Below are 19,023 nucleotides of genomic sequence, written 5' to 3'. Positions count from 1 at the left end.
CTACCCCCGCAACCAACTCTCAATACCAAACACCCATACAACACCAAGCGCAGCTATATCCGATAGCGTGCGTGCTTAGCCGCCCGTTAACCTCCGCCCCGTAAATATCCGGAAGGTTAATGCGGGGGTTCGATGGCTTTCCTCACCAGGATTAGGCGATTATGGCGCGTCTCCTTGCGACCGGCGAGAGACCCCGACCTCCTGCGCGCGCAGTGCGTGTCGCTCTCCCATCAGATCCCGCTTATGTATCTGATCCTGATAGTCGCAAGTTGGGTACTCGCGGCGAACTTCTATCATCTCGCGCCGGCCTGGCTTACGCTTCTGGTGCCGACACTGCTGTCCGCGGCCTTTATCGTGAGACTGCTCTTCTGGCTTCGACCAAAGGCCGGGATCGAAGACGCGGCCGGGATACCCCGGTTGCTTTCGCGCACAAACATGGTTGCAGCGACGCTGGGTGTGGTTATCCTGGCATGGACAGGCGCGCTCTTCCCATATGGCGACCCGTTCCTGCAGGCGCATGTCACGTTCTTCCTGGCGCTCTCGGCAATCTCGACGATGTTCTGCCTTGTCCACGCCCGATCGGCGGCGATGACTGTCGCGGTCATTGCGGTGATGGGTGCTGTCGCGCTCATGATCTGGTCCGGCAACGGCACGATCATGTCTATGAGTTTCAACGTCGTGCTCGCGGTGGCCGCAACTCTTGTGCTGGTCACGATCCAGGGGCGCGACATGGAGCGTATGGTTCGTGCCCAAGCGCTTGCCCGAGAGCGCGACCATGAACAGCGGCGTCTGCTGCGCATGGTGGATGACATGCCGATCGCCGTAATGACGGTCGACCCTGAGACCCTGGTCGTCAATTACGCCAACGAAACGTCGATCCGCACTCTTCGCCAGATCGAGCATCTCCTGCCGATCAAGGCGGAAGATCTCGTGGGGACCTGCATCGACGTCTTCCACAAGATGCCGGAGGGGCCGCGTGCGATCCTGTCCGACCCGGAACAGCTGCCGCATCATACCCGCATCAAGATCGGCCCCGAAGTGCTCGACCTGCGGGTCACTGGCGTCTGGGCTGAGGATGGAAGCTATATCGGACCCATGCTTGCCTGGGCGGTAGTGACTAAGGAAGTGGAGGCCCAGCAACATATCCATTGGCTGGCCCATCACGATACATTGACCAAGCTGCCTAACCGGGCCCAGTTCCGTAAGCAGCTCGACACGTTTCTCGCCGAGACCCGCGATCCGTTCTCGCTGCTTTTCGTCGATCTTGATGGCTTCAAGCTGGTCAATGACACGATGGGCCATGCGGTGGGCGACGAGATTCTGACACAGGTCGCGGCGCGACTGCTGGATATTTGCGGCGGGCCGCAGGCTATCATCGGCCGCCTCGGCGGCGACGAATTCGCGATTATCCTGCCTTTCGACGACAGTCAGAAGGTCGAGGAATTTTGCACTGCGCTGATCCAGTTCCTTTCCGAGCCCTATCGCCTGGAAGACCAGCGCCGGGTCGAAATCGGTGCTTCCATAGGTGTGGCACAGGCACCGCTTCACGGCAGGCGCTCCAAGGAGCTGCTTTCCCGCGCCGACATCGCACTGAGCGTGGCCAAAGGTGCCGGAAAGGCAAGCAGCCGGACTTTCGAACCGCGGATGGAACATCAGGTTCAGGAGCGCGTGGCGCTTGAAGCCCAGTTGCGCGAGGCGTTTCGACGGCGCAGCGGGCTTTATGTATTCTACCAACCCATTCTCGATATTGCGACCGGCCGGATCACCGCGCGCGAGGCACTGGTGCGCTGGCACCTACCCGAACGGGGCTGGATTTCGCCTTCGGACTTCATTCCCATCGCCGAACAAAGCGGCCTGATCCGGGAACTGGGCCTGTTCGTGCTGGAGAGGGCCTGTGCCGATGCGGTCGAATGGGAAGATCGGGCGCGGGTGGCGGTAAATGTTTCGCCAGGCCAGCTCGGGCAGGGGACCATCGCCAATGCGATCCTTTCGATCCTCGTGCAGACCGGGCTGCCGCCAGACCGGCTCGAAGTAGAGATCACCGAGACAGCATTGCTGAACGAGGAAGCCAACGGCATCGGGGATCTGCGCCAGCTTCGCGCGATGGGCGTGCGGGTTGCGCTCGACGACTTCGGAACCGGCTATTCCTCGCTTGCCCATCTGCGCGCATTTCCGTTCGACAAGATCAAGATCGACGGTTCCTTCGTTCGCGATGCCGTAACCCGCCCCGATTGCGCGGCAGTGGTGGGCGCGGTGGCCGATCTCGGCCGGCGTCTGGGAGTCACGACCGTGGCCGAAGGCGTGGAAACGGAAGAGCATCTCAAGCTGGTGATGCGCGAAGGCTGCGTGGAAGTGCAGGGGCACTATTTCGGCACGCCCGAGCCAGCGGGACGCGACGTGAATGAGGTCGCGTCCCTGATGGCCGACGCCGCCTGATTATTCCCCCCGGCGCTGCTTCTGCCATTGACGGGCGCCTGCATCGTCGCCCAAGTTCCCAGGAAAAGACCCAGGGAGCCACGATGCCTTCGAAAATCGCCATTGCCGCCAGCCTTGCCGTAAGCGCAGGGCTTGTCTCCAGCTGCGCGCCCACGGGCGAGCCCAATTCAACGCTGGCCTATGCGCAGGATCGGGCCCGCTGCGAGGCCGCATCCGCCCTTGGCTCGCTCGGGGCGACGGCCAAGGCCACGTGGGTCGAGGCCGATGGCACGCTGCCGGCATTCTGCGAAGTGACCGCCATGCTTTCGCCCGAACAGGGATCGGAAATCGGCGTGGTCTACCGCCTGCCGGTGGGCTGGAACGGCAAGATGCTGGGCCTTGGCGGCGGTGGCTGGGCGGGCAATATCACGCTCGATGCGGCAAGGCCCGGGCTGACCGCAGGCTATGCCACCGCTCAGACCGATGGCGGCCATGCCAGCACCACACCGTTCGAGAACCCGTGGGTGGTCGATCCGGTAAAGGCCAAGGATTTCTCCTGGCGGGCGATCCATGAAATGACCGTGGCGGGCAAGGCGCTGGTCGCTGCCTATTACGGCACGGGGCTGGACCGGTCCTATTTCCATGGCTGCTCCACCGGTGGGCGGATGGCGCTGATGGAAGCGCAGCGTTTCCCGAACGATTACGATGCCATCATCTCTCAGGCGCCGGTCTATACCTTGCAGGTCCAGACGAGCGCGGTGCTGCGCAACAACCTCTTTGCCCAGCCCGGCGCGGCACTGGGCGCGGAAGGCGCGAAGCTGGTGAGCGACGCTGTGCTCAAATCCTGCGATGCTAAGGACGGGGTGGCCGATGGCGTGATCGCCGATCCGCGCGCCTGCCACTGGAACCCGCAGGAACTGTTGTGCAAGCCCGGCGCCACGGGTGGGTGCCTTACCCAGCCGCAGGTCAATGCGCTGCAGATCGCCTATGATGGCGTGCGCGCGGCAGACGGTTCCTATGCCCAGCTTCCGCTCAGCCGTGGCGGTGAGGCCGGATGGGGCGCGTTCGTGGCCATCAATGGCGACCGTAAGGAATTTTCCAATGGCGGCGGCACGGGCGGGCTGGTGCCGGTGTTGTGGCCGGGCAAGCAGGTGGACCTCAATTCGCTCACTCCCGCACAGGTGGCGGAAGGCCGCGCGAGCGCCTTTGCCAAGATGTATGAGGCCGGCGATCCCAATCTGACGCCCTTCTTCGCGCGCGGCGGCAAGCTGCTGATGTGGCATGGCGAAAGCGATCCGGGGCCGAGCCCGGTGGGCACGATCGATTATGTCGAAGCGGTGAAGCGCGCCGATCCGGCAGGCGCCGCCAAGGGCCTGCAGATGTTCCTCGCGCCGGGCGTGGGCCATTGCGCCGGTGGGCCTGGTGCCGATCAGGTGGATGTGCTGGGTGCGCTCGACAGCTGGGTGAGCGGCGGCAAGGCGCCGGAAACGCTGGTGGCGAAGAAGGCTGACGGATCGATGGTCCGCCCGCTCTGCGCATGGCCCAAGGTCGCCCATTATGCGGGCAGCGGGGATGTGAACGATCCCAAGAACTACCGCTGCGTCGCGCGCGACTGACGGAAGGAAGGCCTGCATGTCGGGGATGGTGAACGGCCGCTGGGTTACGTCGATGCCTGCGGCCGAGGAGATCAAGGGCGGCCGCTTCGTGCGGATGGACAGCCTGTTCCGCCACGCCATTTCGGACGATCCCGATGCGGAATTTCCCGCCGAGGCCGGGCGCTATCATTTGTGGGTCGCCTGGGGTTGCCCCTGGGCGGCGCGCGCGCTGGCGGTTCGGGCGCTGAAGGGGCTGACCGATCTGATCCCGGCCTATTTCGCGCTGTCTGCCTTCGATGGCGAAGGCTGGACCTATGACGAAGGGCCGGAAGGCAAGGTGCCGGAGAGCTATCCGCTGCACCGCGTCTACAGCCGCGCCGTGCCGGACTACACCGGCAAGGTGACGGTGCCGACCCTGTGGGATGCCAAGACCGGGCGGATCGTGAACAATGAAAGCTCCGAGATAATCCGCATGTTCAACTCGGCCTTCGACGGGATCACCGGCAATCGGCTCGATCTCTATCCCGAGGACCTGCGGCCCCAGATCGACCGCTGGAACGACTATATCTATCCCCGCGTGAACAATGGCGTCTACCGCTCGGGCTTCGCCACGTCGCAGGAAGCCTATGACGAGGCGGTGACCGAATTATTCGCCGCGCTGGATGTGCTGGACGGGCATCTGGCCACGAACCGCTATCTGGCGGGCGACACCTGCAGCGAGGCGGACTGGCGGCTGTTCGCCACTCTGGTGCGGTTCGATATCGGCTATTACGGGGCCTTCAAATGCAATCTGCGGCGGATCGAGGACTATCCGCAACTCTCCAATTATCTGCGCGAGCTGTATCAGTGGCCCGGCATTGCCGACACCGTGTGGCTGGAGCGGATCAAGGCCGATTATTACGGCCTCGCCAATGTGAACCCCAGCCGGATCATTCCCATCGGGCCGAAGGTTGACCTCACCCGGCCACATGACCGGGCGCGGCTTGCGGGCAGGGGGATCAGGGTGAAGGGGTGAGGGGTGGGTTAGCCCAACCTTCCAACCTCCGAGCCCTCCAGCCTCCGTTCGTCCTGAGCTTGTCGAAGGACACGCGAAACATTTCCCCAATCGCAATGTTCCAGTGCGCCAAGCTCAGAACTCAGCGCGTGTCCTTCGACAAGCTCAGGATGAGCGGGAGTTGGTAAGGATGAGTTCCCCCCTTTTCGTCATCCCCGCGCAGGCGGGGATCCAGTTCAACGGTTGCTGCTGGATCCCCGCCTGCGCGGGGATGACGAAGTGTGGGTGCAAGAATCCATCCGGCGGCGACCCGGACCTTTACGCCAGTGTTGGAGCATCAAACCAATCGCGCGGCCGGCACGGCGTCAGGATTGGCGCGTGCAGGAGGCGAGGGGAGAATAGCGAAAGGCCGGGCGCCTCCACCGTGCGCCTGGCTCTGCCCAATCGGAAACCGGCCGGGAAAGGCGCCCGCGGGCTCGCAGCCGGGCATCCTTTCCTTGCGGGTGATAATCCCGCGCCATTCGTGGTTCATCGCGAACATCCCGGGAAAGCCTGCCCACGTAGGGCCGGGATCGTGAGGGAGCCGGTGAAGCCGCGCATCCGGTAACCGCATCTGGCGCAAGAGGCTTTGCCAAGGGGTAACGCCCCCAAGGCACGCACCCGCACCGGCCGCGTTGTTCGAAGCGAACAAGGGAGGATGAGCAGTCGACATGCCGCCCTCCGGATTGAACCTTGCGACTTGCTATCGCTGCAAGGTGCGGGGCATATAACCGAAACGGTTCGCGAAGTCAAGTATAATCGCCAGATGCACCACTTAACCTCAACTGTCACCCCGGATTCATTCCGGGGTCGAGCTTCTTACCCCGCAGAAAGCGGGATCCCGGAACAAGTCCGGGATGACGAAGGGGGAGTGGAGCCGTAGGCTCGCGCGCAAAGGCCAGCGATCCCGGCTCGACCGCAAGGAGGTTCACCCTGAGCCTGACGAAGGGCGGCAGTTACGGCGCGATAAGCACCTTGCACTGGTTGGTGCGCTTCTTCAGGCTTTCGAACACGTCTGGCGTATCGCCCAGCGTGATCGTGTCCGTTACCAGCAGGCGCGGTTCCATGGCGCCCTGGTGCAGGGCGTCCAGCGCGGCTTCGTATTCCTGCCGGGTGAAGAAGGCGCTGGTGATGAGCCGTACCTGCTTGGACAGCATGGCGAAGGTGTTGAGCGTATCGGGCCGGGTGCACAGGCCCAGCAGCACGATAGTGCCATCGTTGCGCACCTGGCTGACGCCCTGCTGGATCAGGCCGGGAATGCCCACGCATTCGAACACCACATCCGCCTTGCCGCCCAGCGCGCGTTCGGCCCCGCCGATGGGGTCCTCCGGATCGACCACGAAGATATCCGCGCCCATGTCCAGCGCGCGATCCTGCTGGTGAGTGGCGATGTCCTGCACCGCCACTTTCGCCGCGCCATAGCGCTTGGCCCAGAAGGCCACTGCCAGCCCGATGGGGCCCGCGCCCAGCACCAGCACCCTGTCGCCCGTCTGCATGCCGGACAGGTTCACCCCGTGCAGCGCCACGGCCAGAGGTTCCACGATGGCGCCATCCGCCAGCGACAGATCGCCCGGCAGTTTCACGCATTGGTTGGGCCGGGTCACGGCATATTCGGCATAACCGCCGCCCTGCAGGCCGAACTTCTCGCACCATTGCACGGTGCCCTTGCGGCAATGTTCGCACTGGCCGCAGCTCTTGAGCGGGATGACCGAGACGAGATCGCCCGTCTTCAGCCCCTGCGTTCCGGAACCCAGCGCCACCACTTCGCCTGCGAATTCATGGCCCAGCACGTCGCCATGCTGGCAGCCATAGGCGGCATCTTCCGTCATGTGCAGATCGCTGCCGCAAATGCCGCAGCGGCCAACTTTCACGACGACATCGCCCGCGCCCGGCGTGGGATCGGCAATGGTTTCGTAAGCGAGGGGGGTGTGAAGCCCCTGAAAAGTTACGGCGCGCATCATTCCTCCCAGCGCGGTTGTTCGCCCTTGGCGACTTCGGTTGAATTGACGAGCAGGAACCCGTCGAGAATATCTATCGCCTCGGGAAAGGCAGCGCGCACGCGGGCCTGCATATCCTTCGCGTCTTTCGATGCGGCCACCAGCCCCGGCCATGCCTGCAGGAAGGCGCGGCTGAAGGCGATCCCGCTGGCATCGTTGGGCAGGCCCGGCTTGGCATGGCCCGCCACCACCATTTCAGGCTTCAGCTTCTCAAGCTCTGCCAGCGAGCGGTCCCACGCGGCGACATCGGCGGGCGTATGTTCGCCCAGCCAGAGATACATCTGGTTGAACACCAGATCGCCCGCGAACAGCGCCTTGATGTCCGGTGCCCACAGGGCCGTGGCGTGGACATGATCGCCCCACATCGGCCCAAGCACTTTCAGTTCGTGCCCTTCCAGCATGATCGTATCGCCCTCCATCGGGGAAGGGGCGGAAGGATGGGCCGGGCCATTGGCGCCCAGAGCCGGGCTCCACCGCTTCACCTTATAGGGCAGCGAGCGCCAGATGTCGGCCACTACGGTGGGGTGGGCCACGATCTTCGCATCGGGGAAGGCCTGCGCCAGCACGTCCATCGAGAAATAGTGATCGGGATGATCGTGGGTGACGAAGATGGTGGTCAGCGTCTTGCCGCTGTCCAGCACCATGGCCACCACGCGGTGCGCATCGGCCTTGGTGAAGGGCGGATCGACCAGCACCGCCTCGCGCTCGCCCATGATGAGCGAGGCGTTGGAATGGAGCGATCCCGCGCTGGTGCGCAGCACTTCCACTTTCAGCGGCGGCTGGCTTTGCGCGAAAGCGGAGAGGGGCAGCAAGGCAACAAGGCTCGCGGCCGCAAGGGCGGCCAACCGGCTGGGTACTTGCATGCTCCCTCTCCCTCCTGTTCAGCGCGGCGGCTTATCCTTCCGGACTGATCCGCAGCACCGGCTTCACCACCTTGCCGCTTTCGCTGGCGTGGATGGCTTCGTTGATTTCGCTGAAGTCGAAATAGCCGATCAGTCTGTCGAACGGGAAACGCCCGGCCAGATGATGCTCGATCAGTTCGGGCAGGAAAGTGACCAGATCGCTGTCACCGCCCAGAATGCCCATCACCCGGCGCCCGCCGCCCATGAAGGCGGATTCGTTGAAGGTCAAATTGTCGGCGGGATCGCTGGCGCCCACGATGCCGCAGATGCCCATCGGGGCCAGCAGGTTCCAGGCCTGTTCGATCAGGCTGTTGATCCCGGTGGTGTCGAAGACATAGCCCAGGCCCTGCGGCACCAGTTCGCGGATCTTGCCGAAGGCATCGTCCCGCCCGTTGAAGGCATGGGTTGCGCCCAGTTCCTTGGCCAGGGCCAGACGTTCGTCATTCACGTCCACCGCGATGATCGGATTCGCGCCCGCGATCTTGGCGGCCATGATCGCGGCCATGCCCACGGTGCCCGCGCCGAACACGGCAATGGGCATGCCTTCGCGCACTTTCATGGCGCGCAGCACCGCGCCCGCGCCGGTCATCAAGCCGCAGCCGATGGGGGCCAGACGGTCCAGCGGAAGGGCGGCGGCGCTGTCAGGCACTTTCACTACATTGCGCTGATGCGCGATGGCATGGGTGGCAAAGCTCGACTGGCCGAAGAAGTTCGCATTCATCGGCTTGCCATCCATGAACATGGTGGGCGTGCCGTCAGGGCGCACGCCCGACCAGTTTTCCGGGAAGAAATTGTAGCAATAGGTGGGGGCATGCACATCGCAGCTGGGGCAATGGCCGCAGCTGTTGAAGCTCATCACCACCCGGTCGCCGGGCTTCGCCACGGTAACGCCGCTGCCCACTTCTTCCACGATGCCCGCGCCTTCATGGCCCAGCACCACCGGCAGGGGGACCGGCAGCTGTTCGTCGCGCACCGCCATGTCGGTGTGGCACACACCGCAGGCGACGATGCGGATGCGCAGCTCGTCAGGGCGAAGATCGTCAAGCGTGACGTCCTCGATCGAGAAGGGAACGGAATTGCCGCGGCAGATGGCCGCCTGTGCCTGGGTAGTCATGTCTATCCTCTCATTCGCGCCGGGACCGCTCCACCCCTTCCCACCGCTCAATCGTTGAGCGGCTTGATCGGGCCCAGCTGCATGCCGCCATCGATCATTACATGGCTGCCCGTCATGTAGCTCCCGGCATCGGAGGCAAGCAACAGGGCAAGCGGCTTGATCTGGTAAGTTTCCGCCATTCGGCCCAGCGGGCACAATTCGTCCCACGCCTTCTTGGCTGCCGGGTTCTTCTTCACCCAGCCATCGCCGATATTGGTGACGAAGGGGCCGGGCGCGATGGCGTTCACGCGGATGCCATAGGCGGCCAGTTCGAAGGCGGCATGGCGCATGAAGTGCTTCACGCCCGCCTTGGCCGCCATATAGGGCACGCCCACGATGGCCTCGTTCACTTCGGCCGCATTGGAACTGGTGATGACGATGGAGCCGCCACGGCGGCCCGAAAGCGCCTCGTTCTGCTTCATCACCCGCGCAGCTTCGCGCACGGTGTGGAACACGCCGTTGAGATTGATGCCGATGGATTTGTACCACCGCTCCGGCTCGTAGACGTCGATCTGGCCATCGGGGTTGCGCTTGCCTTCGGGCGTCCAGAAACCGTTGCCCACATCCAGCCCGGCATTGGCGAAGGCGATGTCGCACCCATTATAGGCGGCGGCGTGATCGTCAAACGCGGCGGCGACTTCTTCCAGCTTCGAGACGTCGCATTTGGCCGCGCGCGCTTCATAGCCTGCTTCGCGCAAGCGGGCGGCCTCGCGTTCGGCTGCTTCGCCGTCAATATCGGTCAGCGTCACGCGGGCACCGGCTTCGGCCATGCATTCCGCATAGGCCAGGCCAATGCCGCTGGCAGCGCCGGTGACGAGGGCCGAGCGGCCGCGAATGTCGAACTGGTCGAGTGTCTTCATGGAATTTGTCCTCTCCCCCCTAGTCGTGATCCCGATCGCGTCGTCCCGGATCAAGTCCGGGACGACGAATTTGGCTACAGATACAGCTTCGGATTGATCGCGATGCCCTGCTCTTTGCAGTAGCTTTCGTAGTGGTTCATCATCCACCACACATCGACCGTTTCGATGAAGTTGGCCTGTTCGTCATAGAACTCGATCGGGCCTTCCATCCAGCCGAACAGCTTGCAGCCCTGGGGGTGTTCGGTAACCAGCGTGTGGCTTTCGCCCGGCACTTCCAGGATCAGGCCGCCGGGCGTGGCCACCCAGTCATATTCCAGATAGCGGACCGAACCTTCCAGGCAGACCATGGTGATCGTGCCGCGATGGAAATGCGTGCCGACCACGCCGGGGCCCTTCACCCACAGGATGTTGGAGAACAGGTTGCGGCGCACGTCGAAGGCCAGATGCTTGATCGCGGCCGTCTCGCCGAAGGGCACCCATGGGCTGTCCACATCGGTCTGCGCATCCACATAACGGCCGCCGGGGCTGTAGCGCTCGACATAGGAGCGGTAGTTGAAGGGGACGTCGACGATTTCCTTCTTCGTGGAAGGCGGCGCTTTCATCTGGGTTGCCATGTCAGTTTTCCTCTCGATCTTATGGGGGCTCAGCGGATCAGGCTGTCGAGGTAATCGGCCGGAATGCCGACCTTCTCGTAATGGGCGCGGGCATCGCGCATGTAATCGAACACGTCGTAATGGCCGATGGTGTTGCCATCCTCGTCCAGCCACATCAGCGGGCCGGACACGACGAAGAACACGCGCATCGGATCGGGATGGTCATAGGCGACCAGCGTGTGGCTCTCGCCCGGCGTTTCGTAGATGAAATCGCCCGCCGTGGCGGTCCAGCTATGTTCCAGATAGCCCCACTTGCCGCTGATCGTGTAGGCCCAGATCGGCTGGGGGTGATAGTGGCGGTTCACCAGGCCCGGCCCGCTGGAATAGAGCACATCGGCCCACATGTTGCGGGTGGGGCTGATCCATACGGGCTTGGAACTGACCGTCTCGCTCATCGGCACCCAGTAACGCGGGTCGCCCTCGGCGATTTTCGGCATATAGGATTCGGGTGCCGCGCCCGGACGGAACGCCTCGGGGATCGGCTTGATATCTTTCCAGAATTCTGAGGTCGCGGCTTCTGCCATCTGTCCATCTCCCAAAATAGAAGGGGGCCACCATAGCGGCCCCCTCCAAATTCGTCGCGCGGCTTAGAAATCGAAGCCGACGCGGACGTACCATTCGCGGGGCCGGCTGTAGGTGCCGTAGATCACACCGCCGGCGATCTGGGCCTGACCGGTGACGAGATAGCGCTCGTCGGTCAGGTTGGTGGCGCCCACGGTGAGGTCCCAATTGGCATCGTCCGGACGATAGGTCGCGCTGGCATTCACGATATCGGTTGCCGGGCGCATCAGCAGGATGGTCCCTTCCGTATCGTTGCGCATGCTGGTGGTGTGGGTCCAGTCGCCCAGCAGGACGAGCGAACCGTTGCCCACCGGCAGTTCGAGGCGCGGCGAGATGTTGATCTTCCAGTCCGGAGCCTTGGGCAGGTCCGCACCCGCGAACACGCCCAGCTGGAACGGGTTGGCGGCAACCTGTGCCGGGCCGGCGACGTCGGTGTAATAGGCATCGAGATAGCCGATCGACGCGGTGATCTGGAAATTGTCGGTCGGGGCGGCAACCGCCTCGACTTCGAAGCCCTTGATCCGCGCATCGCCCGCATTCTGCACGGTCGGCGAGACGCCTTCCTGGAAGTTGAGCTGGATGCCGTTATATTCCGTGCTGAAGGCCGCGGCATTCAACTGCAGGCGACGGTCGATCAGGGTCGACTTCACGCCCACTTCCCAGGTTTCCGCCTTTTCCTCGCCGAAGGTCGGCGCGGTGGGCAGCGGGTTGGAAAGGCGAGTGGTCCAGCCGCCCGTCTTGTAGCCCTGGCTGAACGAACCATAGAGCATCACGTCGTCGGTCGGATAGACCTGCACGCCCGCCTTGAACGAGAAGTTCTCGAACTCCTGATCCTTCGGCGAGAGCGGATAGTAACGGAACGGCTCGCTCGGGATCGGGAAGCCGACCTCGGTGGCGCATTCCTGCGTCGGGATGCCCGCGGGCGTCAGGTCCATGCAGTTGAACAGCTTGTAGTTGAAGCCGTTCACGTCCGACTGGGCACCGACATAGGTCTTGTCCTCGCGCGTCCAGCGGCCGCCCAGGGTGAAGCCGATAAGGTCGCTGACGCGCCAGTCGAGCTGGCCGAAGCCGGCATAGGCAGTGGTGTCGACATCGCCCGGACCGTCGACCTGCAGCAGGCCGCCGGCGAAGGTCACATAGTCGTGAAGCTTGCCCTTTTCGTTGAAGACGTAGCCGCCCAGAACGAAGTTGAGGTTGCCGTCCATCGCCGAGCCGGTCAGCTGGAGTTCCTGGCTCCACTGTTCCTGATTGACCGAGAAGCTGGTCTGCAGGATCGGCAGCGGCGAGTTGTCGAGGTCGACGCCCGCGGCGAAGTCGAGCTTGCGCCACGACGAGATCGACTTGAGCATGACGTTGTCGGTCAGGTCGAGTTCGAGGTCGAGGCCGACGCCGCCCTGGTTCAGCTTGGAGAAGTTGTTGCCGGTGGCCCAGCTCTCGTCGATGTCCTGGCTCACCCAGCGGCTGTCGTAAGGTGCGACATCGTTGAGCGGATCGGCATCGACATTGCGGCTGCCGAGGCCCGCAAGCGAGAGATAGCCTCCAGTGCTGGAACGCGGTCCGCACAGGTTCTGGGCGTTGCGCGCGGCGATTTCGTCAGGCGTGGCGCCGATACAGAAATTGTAGAGACCGGCGAACAGGAAGCCCGAATTGCCGGTGACCACGTCAAGCCCGGTGCCGGGGATGTTGTTTTCCGCAAGGCCGGCGAAGGGCCCGGAAATCGGGGTGACTGCCAGCACCGTATTGGAGGTGGAATCCTGATCGACCTTGGTGAAGTCGCCCGACAGGGTGGCGCGGAAGGTGCTGCCATTATCCCAGTGCAGCTTGCCGCGCAGGCTCCAGGTATCGTCGCCGCCCTGACGCGAGCCGCTCTGATATCCGGAGGCCGGGAACAGTTCCCAGGAATCGTAATCGCCCGCATCGCCATCATAGGCGACGCGCTTCTGGTAGCCCTGGCGGTTGAGCATGCTGAAGGCCAGCGAGGAGCTGAGGCCTTCGGTGATCGGCAGTTCGACCATGCCGCGCACCTGCATGCGCTCGAAGCTGCCCACGGTGACGTCGCCTGTGACGCGGAACTTGTCGCCGGGGTTCTTGGTCACGATCGAGATCGCGCCGCCCACGGAGTTACGGCCGAACAGCGTGCCCTGCGGGCCCTTGAGCACTTCGATGCGCTCTACGTCCAGCAGGTCCTGGTTCGCGCCGATCGAGCGGCCCAGATAGACGCCGTCGAGATAGACGCCCACGGCCGGGTCGATGTTGAAGGCGAAATCGCTGGAACCGATGCCGCGGATCGTGGCGCCCAGCACTGCGCTGGAACCCGAGAACGGGGTCGATGCGTCAAGCGTGACGTTGGGGGTGATGCCGGAAAGCGCGGCCACGCTGCCCACGGCGCGTTCCTGCAGCGAGGTAGCGTCGAAGGCGCTGATCGCGATCGGCACGTCCTGAACGTCTTCGGCGCGCTTCTGCGCGGTGACGACGATTTCGCGGATGCCGCCCTGATCTTCGGCGCCCGCATCCTGTGCAAAGGCCGGGGTGGCCAAGGCCGTCGCAAGTACGGCTAAGGAAACCGGTGCAAATCTCATGCTGAACTCCCAATAGATGTTGTTGTTACTGAGGCAGATTGCCCACCCCCCAGACTTGAGAATTTACCACGCGCCAAATTGTGCCGCCTGCACTGGGGCGCAGATCACTGGGAGAGAGACGCAAGCGCTCCAGCGTTGCCAATTTGCAACGGATGGATATTGGGGGCGGACTATCGGGGGCGGGCTTGAGAGCTGACAGCCTCTCAACTTCCGTTCGTCCTGAGCCTGTCGAAGGACGCGCGCAGGTCTTGGCTCGAGAGGTCACCAAATGTCAGTGCAACGCCCATTGGTCAGGGCTGATGCACTTGTGAATAACGTCTCGCGTGTCCTTCGACAGGCTCAGGACGAACGGGTGTAGCGAGTGGGATCGGAGGTCTCGCAACCGCCGATCTGTTGCCCCGTGAGCGTGCTTCCCAGGATCACTGCCCCAGTCGCCAGTTGCGCGGCGAGGCGCCGAACTTCTGGCGGAAGCAGCGGGTGAAATAGCCTGCATCGGTGAAACCGTGGTCGAAGGCGATTTCGGTCACGCTGGCGGCGGGATCAGCCATCAGCCGTTCGGCCGCGCGGGCGAGGCGCCGGTCCAGCACATAGCCCATCGGTGTGGTGCCGATACCGGCGAAGAGGTTCTGGACCGAGCGGACCGACAGGTCGAGCTCGTCCGCGATGCTGGTGGTGCGCAATTCGGGATTGGGCAGTTCGGTTTCGATATAGGCCTTGGCCCGAGCCAGCAGGGCCTGCCCGTGCGGCGCGCGGGAGCTATCGCCCAGGTTGCGATCCGACCCTCTGATGGCGGCGGCGGCCAGATCGTAGAACACCGTGTTCATGCCCGGCTCCCACGAATCCTCCTGCAGCAGGCGCCCGCCCTGCCGCCACAGCGAGAGCAGGAAATCATGGAAGATGCGCCCGGCAGCCGATGCGCCGCAGATGCGCCCGGCGACGATATCGTCCAGCGCCGCCACCCGCTCGGCCAGCGGGGCCTTGGGGAATTCGATCACCAGCATTTCATGCGCGGAAAGATCGAAGGAATAGGGCTTGTGCGAGGAACCGATCGAGAAGTCCCCCGGTTCGAGCCGGGCATCGTAGCCTTGCTGCCGGAATCGGCTGGTGCCCCGGCATTGCACGTGGACAATGAGATGTTCCTCGGTCCGGTCGATCCCGCGCCGGCCGACGGCGGCCTGCTGCGAGGTCGTGCGGATCATGTTCAGTTCGCCCATGCCCCAATGCCACATCTCGCCCGCGAATTGCTGGCCGTCGGCATTGACATAGGTGCCGCTGAACACCTCGTCCGCGATCACGTTCCAATAGCGTAGCCGGTCACCCGGCGCGACGCCGGATGTGGTGAACTTCTGCAATAAGCCCATGACCGGTCTCTCTTTCTCCTCCCGTCCCGTTAGGCGCCCGTCCCGTTAGGCGCGCGTCAGGCGTGAGCCGGCTTGTTCCCGCGCCGTGCTAGCACGGCTGGAGCCGTCTCCTTCAGGCCCATGGCGATGAACCCGCTGATCACTGCCAGCCCCATCATCAGCCACAGGAAACTGTCCTTGCCCGCAATATCGTTCAGCGCGCCGGCCACTACCGGGCCGAACACGCCGCCCAGCACTTCGCAGCTGCCCATGGCGAGGCCGAGCACGGTGGCATGGTGGCGCTGGTCGAAAGTTTCCGAAGGGATGGTCGCCATGAAGATCGGGAAGATCCCGTTCACGGCCCAGCCCACGAAGAAGATCGCCGCCAGCATGGTAGCGCTGCCGGTGAAATACATCGCCGCCAGCGGGCCGACCACTGACAGGAAGGGCAGGATCACCATCACCGGCTTGCGCCCGATCATGTCGGACAGGCCGGAAATGACGATGGAATAGATCGCCGCGGCAATGCCCAGCGCGCCCATCACCCAGCTCATCGTGGTCGGGTCCATGCCTTTCACCTGCACCAGGTAATTCGGCATGAAGGCCCAGGTGATGACGAAGTGCGCCACCAGCAATACGCCCACGACGACGCAGATCCACATGTTGCGGACCTTCATCGCATCCATCAGGCCCATCTTGTCGCCCGCTTCTTCCGCAGCAGGGGCAGGGGCCATCTCGGGTTCGCGCAGGGTCAGCCAGATGAGGCCGGCGGAAAGCAGGCCCGGCACGGCGGCGAGATAGAACGCCTCGCGCCAGCTGAACACGGTGGCGAAGGCCACCAGCACCACCGGGGCGAGGAAGCTGCCCAGCAGGTTGGAGCCCAGGTTCTGCGCCACGCCCTGCGCCAGCCCGCGCCGCTTGGGGTCCACTTCCGATGCCACCATCGCATGGCTGATCGGCATGACACCGCCTTCGGCCGCGCCCATCAGCAGGCGGGCACCGAACAGGAATACGAAGCTGGTCGCGATGCCCGACAGGAACGAGCAGAGCGAGAAGGCCACGGTAGAGGCGATCAGCAGCAGCTTGCGCTTGCCCAGGCTGTCCGACAGCTTGCCCACGAAGAAGGCGGCAATCGCCCAGCTGAAGCTGAGCCCGCCCGCCAGCAGACCGATCTGCGTATCGGACAATTGCAGGTCCGGCTGCACGAACGGCATCAGCGCGTTCAGCGCCTGCCGGTCGAAGAACACGATCCCGAAATTGAGGCTCAGCAGGAATACCAGCATGAACTGGTACACCGGCGAATTCTTCATCCAGTTCCCCTGCGCGGGGGCAACGCCAGGCTGCATTCGACTTCTCCCACCCGCGATCTTTTCGCCGCGGATTTTTGTTATGCGAACTTGCGTATCAGAGGAACGAGCGCACCGGATCGGTGCCGTCCCATCCCTGCGAGGCCTTGAAGAAGCGGGTGAAGGTCTCGTCCATGCCCGGCGTCACCGGCAGCAGTTCGAGGAAGCCCCACTGCGCGCCCGTGCCATTGTCCAGATAGACCACTTCGCCGCCCGTCGGCACCGAAGCGCGGAAAGCTTCGTGATATCCGCGCGACTGGTAGTCGAGGCTGGCCGCGTCCACATCCGCGCAGGCAATGCCGAAATGGTGGAAGCCGTAGCCGCGCTTCTCGATCGTTTCCTTGTAGACCGAGGGGTTGTTGTCGAGCGGCTGGATCAGTTCGATCAGCATATGCCCGGCAAAGCCCATGGCGATAGTGATGTCGGCCGTCGATTCCGCGCCGCGATAATTCTGGCCGGGGACCAGGAAATTATCGAGAATGAAAAACGGCCCCGCCTTCATGTCGGCAATGAAGCGGTCCACCGAGGCACGCAGGTCTTCAACTACGAAGGCGGTTTGCGCGATTCCGCCCATCGGCTGGCCGTAGCCCAGCGACTTACTCATGGCATTCCTCCCCAGGAAGCGGGTAGCGGTCTTGAACAGCCGCATGATTCCCGCGATTGGCCGGTCATGGCTTGCCATCCGCCGCGACAAAGTCAACATGCTGTGCACCTTGAGGCACCACTGCCCGCCATGCGATAGAGAGCGGGACGCCATCCATGGAGAGGATCATGGCCACACAATTGAAGCAAAAGCCGGAATGCAGCGAGGCGGAATGGAAGGCCCGGCAGGACCTTGCCGCCTGCTATCGCATCTTCGATCACATGGGCTGGTGTGAATCGATCTACAATCACATCACCCTGCGCGTGCCGGGCGAAGAGGCGTTCCTCATCAACCCCTTCGGGCTGCTGTGGTCGGAAGTCACTGCCTCCAACCTCGTGAAGATCGACAGCGAAGGCAACAAGCTCGACGGCAGCCCGCATTGGGTGAACCTGGCCGGCTTCACTCAGCATTCGGTGTTCCACAAGGAACTGCCCTGGGCCCATGCCATCGTCCACACCCACACGCCCGATACGATGGCGGTGTGTTCGTGCGAGGACGGGCTGGTGCCGACCAATTTCTATTCCTGCTTCTTCGAAGGGGCGATCGGCTATCACGATTTCGAAGGCATCACCGTGCGCGCCGAAGAAGGCGAACGGCTGCTGCGCAATCTCGGCAATCACCGCATCCTGATGCTGCGCAACCACGGCCCGGTGGTAATGGGCGAAAGCCTGCCCGAGATGTTCCTCAAATATTACATGCTGCAGCGCGCCTGCGAGATCCAGGTGAAGACCGCGTCGCTCGGCAAGCCGATCCGCGTGCCGCCCGAAGTGATCGAAGTGCACCAGCAGGATCGCGACAAGATGCTCACTGCCGGCTTCGGCGTGCTCGATTTCGAGGCGTGGAAGCGCAAGATCGACCAGATCGATTCCAGCTGGCGCGAATAGGGGCTGGCGGAGGGCGGCCGGGGCAGGGTAAGGCGCGGCTATGTCGCGCATGACCGTCAATGGCCGCCCGGTCCAGTTCGATATCGATCCGGAAACGCCGCTGCTGTGGGCGCTGCGCGATGCGGCGAACCTTACCGGTACCAAATTTGGCTGCGGCGCGGGCGATTGCGGCGCCTGCATGGTGATCGTCGACGGGGAAGCGCTGCGCAGCTGCCTTATCACCATCGCCGAGGCAGAAGGCCGCTATATCACCACGATCGAGGGTTTGAGCCGGGATCGGTCGCACCCCGTGCAGCAGGCACTGGTGGCCGAACAGGCGATCCAGTGCGGCTTCTGCACGCCGGGCATCGTGATGGCGGCGGCGGCCCTGCTCGAACGCAATGCCGCGCCGACGAAAGAGGATATCGAACGGGCCGTGCCCAATCTCTGCCGCTGCGGGGTCTATCCCCGGCTGGTCCGCGTCATCCAGCGCGCCGGGCGAGTGGCCATGCGGCAGGAAGTGATCAGCGCTGCCCCCGCTCCGGGGATCAGCACCGAAGATGCCGCCCGCGCCGTCCCGGCAATGCGGGCCGAACCCAGCAAATAGGACTGACGACCCATGAAGGCCACCATCTGGCACAATCCCAATTGCAGCAAATCGCGCCTGGCGCTGGAAACGCTCCAGAATACCCCCGGCGTCGAGGTGGAAGTGATCCAGTATCTCAAGACCCCGCCCAGCGCGGAAAAGCTCGCCCAGCTCTATCGCGATGCCGGCATGGCCGCGCGCGAGGGGCTGCGCCTGCAAGGCACTGATGCGAAGGAGCGCGGGCTCACGGAAGCCGATGACGCAACGGTAATCGCGGCCATGGCGGCGGACCCGAAGCTGATCGAACGGCCGATCGTGGAAACCGAAAAAGGCGTCCGTCTGTGCCGCCCGCCGGAACGGATTCAGGAAATCCTCTGATCCTGCCGCAGGAACAGACCGTTTCACGGGCGCTATGCACAACGGCTTGACGACAAGCGGCGGCATAACCTTGCAAATCGAAGAAGGATTTGCGAACGCCGTGTTACAGCAATTGGTCC

At 63.6% G+C, this 19,023-nt stretch carries 16 protein-coding genes; 6 read left to right on the top strand and 10 right to left on the bottom strand.

The annotated features are described in order from the left end of the window. The first annotated feature begins 435 nt into the window (after positions 1 to 435). The 3 genes from WFP36_RS15480 (at position 436) to WFP36_RS15470 (ending at position 5,025) form a co-directional block, all read left to right on the top strand. Entirely contained in the window at positions 436 to 2,436 is a 2,001-nt protein-coding gene (locus tag WFP36_RS15480; RefSeq protein ID WP_336981765.1) for a putative bifunctional diguanylate cyclase/phosphodiesterase, read from the top strand. An 83-nt stretch (positions 2,437 to 2,519) separates the two neighbouring features. Then, positions 2,520 to 4,031 (top strand): tannase/feruloyl esterase family alpha/beta hydrolase, encoded by a 1,512-nt coding sequence (locus WFP36_RS15475; RefSeq protein ID WP_336981763.1) that lies wholly within the window; start codon positions 2,520 to 2,522, stop codon positions 4,029 to 4,031. Between the two features lie 16 nt (positions 4,032 to 4,047). Next, complete coding sequence (locus WFP36_RS15470; protein ID WP_336981761.1) at positions 4,048 to 5,025, top strand: glutathione S-transferase family protein; 978 nt, start codon at positions 4,048 to 4,050, stop codon at positions 5,023 to 5,025. 974 nt (positions 5,026 to 5,999) lie between these two features. Here WFP36_RS15470 and WFP36_RS15465 read toward each other — a convergent pair. From WFP36_RS15465 to WFP36_RS15420, 10 genes are all read right to left on the bottom strand, one after another. Next, the gene (locus WFP36_RS15465) at positions 6,000 to 7,001 is read right to left on the bottom strand and encodes an alcohol dehydrogenase catalytic domain-containing protein (protein ID WP_336981759.1); all 1,002 of its coding nucleotides are present in this window, start codon (positions 6,999 to 7,001) and stop codon (positions 6,000 to 6,002) included. Then, on the bottom strand, positions 7,001 to 7,903 hold the full coding sequence (locus tag WFP36_RS15460) for an MBL fold metallo-hydrolase (protein ID WP_336981757.1): 903 nt from the start codon (positions 7,901 to 7,903) through the stop codon (positions 7,001 to 7,003). Before WFP36_RS15460 ends, WFP36_RS15465 begins: the two co-directional genes overlap by 1 nt. 31 nt (positions 7,904 to 7,934) lie before the next feature. Beyond that, positions 7,935 to 9,056, bottom strand: a complete 1,122-nt coding sequence (locus WFP36_RS15455) for an NAD(P)-dependent alcohol dehydrogenase (protein WP_336981756.1) — start codon at positions 9,054 to 9,056, stop codon at positions 7,935 to 7,937. A 47-nt stretch (positions 9,057 to 9,103) separates the two neighbouring features. Next, positions 9,104 to 9,955 (bottom strand): SDR family NAD(P)-dependent oxidoreductase, encoded by an 852-nt coding sequence (locus tag WFP36_RS15450; RefSeq protein ID WP_336981754.1) that lies wholly within the window; start codon positions 9,953 to 9,955, stop codon positions 9,104 to 9,106. A gap of 74 nt (positions 9,956 to 10,029) precedes the next feature. Beyond that, entirely contained in the window at positions 10,030 to 10,569 is a 540-nt protein-coding gene (locus WFP36_RS15445; RefSeq protein ID WP_336981752.1) for a 2,4'-dihydroxyacetophenone dioxygenase family protein, read from the bottom strand. A 29-nt stretch (positions 10,570 to 10,598) separates the two neighbouring features. Further along, a complete protein-coding gene (locus WFP36_RS15440; protein ID WP_336981750.1) occupies positions 10,599 to 11,132 on the bottom strand; it encodes a 2,4'-dihydroxyacetophenone dioxygenase family protein in 534 nt (177 codons plus the stop codon). Between the two features lie 63 nt (positions 11,133 to 11,195). Next, the gene (locus WFP36_RS15435; RefSeq protein WP_336981749.1) at positions 11,196 to 13,748 is read right to left on the bottom strand and encodes a TonB-dependent receptor; all 2,553 of its coding nucleotides are present in this window, start codon (positions 13,746 to 13,748) and stop codon (positions 11,196 to 11,198) included. A 419-nt stretch (positions 13,749 to 14,167) separates the two neighbouring features. Next, positions 14,168 to 15,109, bottom strand: coding sequence for a helix-turn-helix domain-containing protein (locus tag WFP36_RS15430; RefSeq protein ID WP_336981748.1), 942 nt, complete (start codon positions 15,107 to 15,109; stop codon positions 14,168 to 14,170). Positions 15,110 to 15,165: 56 nt separating this feature from the next. Then, positions 15,166 to 16,398, bottom strand: coding sequence for an MFS transporter (locus WFP36_RS15425; RefSeq protein WP_336981747.1), 1,233 nt, complete (start codon positions 16,396 to 16,398; stop codon positions 15,166 to 15,168). A gap of 94 nt (positions 16,399 to 16,492) precedes the next feature. Then, on the bottom strand, positions 16,493 to 17,038 hold the full coding sequence (locus WFP36_RS15420; protein WP_054532321.1) for a VOC family protein: 546 nt from the start codon (positions 17,036 to 17,038) through the stop codon (positions 16,493 to 16,495). 167 nt (positions 17,039 to 17,205) lie between these two features. Here WFP36_RS15420 and WFP36_RS15415 point away from each other — a divergent pair, with 167 nt between their 5' ends. The 3 genes from WFP36_RS15415 to WFP36_RS15405 are packed head-to-tail and all read left to right on the top strand — an operon-like array spanning position 17,206 to position 18,904. Further along, positions 17,206 to 17,961 (top strand): class II aldolase/adducin family protein, encoded by a 756-nt coding sequence (locus WFP36_RS15415; protein ID WP_336981745.1) that lies wholly within the window; start codon positions 17,206 to 17,208, stop codon positions 17,959 to 17,961. Between the two features lie 40 nt (positions 17,962 to 18,001). Then, positions 18,002 to 18,547: a (2Fe-2S)-binding protein gene (locus WFP36_RS15410; RefSeq protein ID WP_336981743.1), complete on the top strand. Its 546-nt coding sequence runs from the start codon at positions 18,002 to 18,004 to the stop codon at positions 18,545 to 18,547. Positions 18,548 to 18,559: 12 nt separating this feature from the next. Then, positions 18,560 to 18,904: an arsenate reductase family protein gene (locus tag WFP36_RS15405; protein WP_336981741.1), complete on the top strand. Its 345-nt coding sequence runs from the start codon at positions 18,560 to 18,562 to the stop codon at positions 18,902 to 18,904. The last annotated feature ends 119 nt before the right edge of the window (positions 18,905 to 19,023 follow it).

Source organism: Fulverythrobacter fulvus (assembly GCF_037154085.1).
GTDB lineage: Bacteria > Pseudomonadota > Alphaproteobacteria > Sphingomonadales > Sphingomonadaceae > Andeanibacterium > Andeanibacterium fulvum.
This window is presented reverse-complemented; position numbering and strand designations above follow the sequence as displayed.

Bases quoted from the DNA above. Each gene is read 5' to 3' on its own strand.
- WFP36_RS15480 (WP_336981765.1), top strand. From the start codon at position 436: ATGGTTGCAGCGACGCTGGGTGTGGTTATCCTGGCATGGACAGGCGCG.
- WFP36_RS15475 (WP_336981763.1), top strand. From the start codon at position 2,520: ATGCCTTCGAAAATCGCCATTGCCGCCAGCCTTGCCGTAAGCGCAGGG.
- WFP36_RS15470 (WP_336981761.1), top strand. From the start codon at position 4,048: ATGTCGGGGATGGTGAACGGCCGCTGGGTTACGTCGATGCCTGCGGCC.
- WFP36_RS15465 (WP_336981759.1), bottom strand. From the start codon at position 7,001: ATGCGCGCCGTAACTTTTCAGGGGCTTCACACCCCCCTCGCTTACGAA.
- WFP36_RS15460 (WP_336981757.1), bottom strand. From the start codon at position 7,903: ATGCAAGTACCCAGCCGGTTGGCCGCCCTTGCGGCCGCGAGCCTTGTT.
- WFP36_RS15455 (WP_336981756.1), bottom strand. From the start codon at position 9,056: ATGACTACCCAGGCACAGGCGGCCATCTGCCGCGGCAATTCCGTTCCC.
- WFP36_RS15450 (WP_336981754.1), bottom strand. From the start codon at position 9,955: ATGAAGACACTCGACCAGTTCGACATTCGCGGCCGCTCGGCCCTCGTC.
- WFP36_RS15445 (WP_336981752.1), bottom strand. From the start codon at position 10,569: ATGGCAACCCAGATGAAAGCGCCGCCTTCCACGAAGAAGGAAATCGTC.
- WFP36_RS15440 (WP_336981750.1), bottom strand. From the start codon at position 11,132: ATGGCAGAAGCCGCGACCTCAGAATTCTGGAAAGATATCAAGCCGATC.
- WFP36_RS15435 (WP_336981749.1), bottom strand. From the start codon at position 13,748: ATGAGATTTGCACCGGTTTCCTTAGCCGTACTTGCGACGGCCTTGGCC.
- WFP36_RS15430 (WP_336981748.1), bottom strand. From the start codon at position 15,109: ATGGGCTTATTGCAGAAGTTCACCACATCCGGCGTCGCGCCGGGTGAC.
- WFP36_RS15425 (WP_336981747.1), bottom strand. From the start codon at position 16,398: ATGAAGAATTCGCCGGTGTACCAGTTCATGCTGGTATTCCTGCTGAGC.
- WFP36_RS15420 (WP_054532321.1), bottom strand. From the start codon at position 17,038: ATGAGTAAGTCGCTGGGCTACGGCCAGCCGATGGGCGGAATCGCGCAA.
- WFP36_RS15415 (WP_336981745.1), top strand. From the start codon at position 17,206: ATGGCCACACAATTGAAGCAAAAGCCGGAATGCAGCGAGGCGGAATGG.
- WFP36_RS15410 (WP_336981743.1), top strand. From the start codon at position 18,002: ATGTCGCGCATGACCGTCAATGGCCGCCCGGTCCAGTTCGATATCGAT.
- WFP36_RS15405 (WP_336981741.1), top strand. From the start codon at position 18,560: ATGAAGGCCACCATCTGGCACAATCCCAATTGCAGCAAATCGCGCCTG.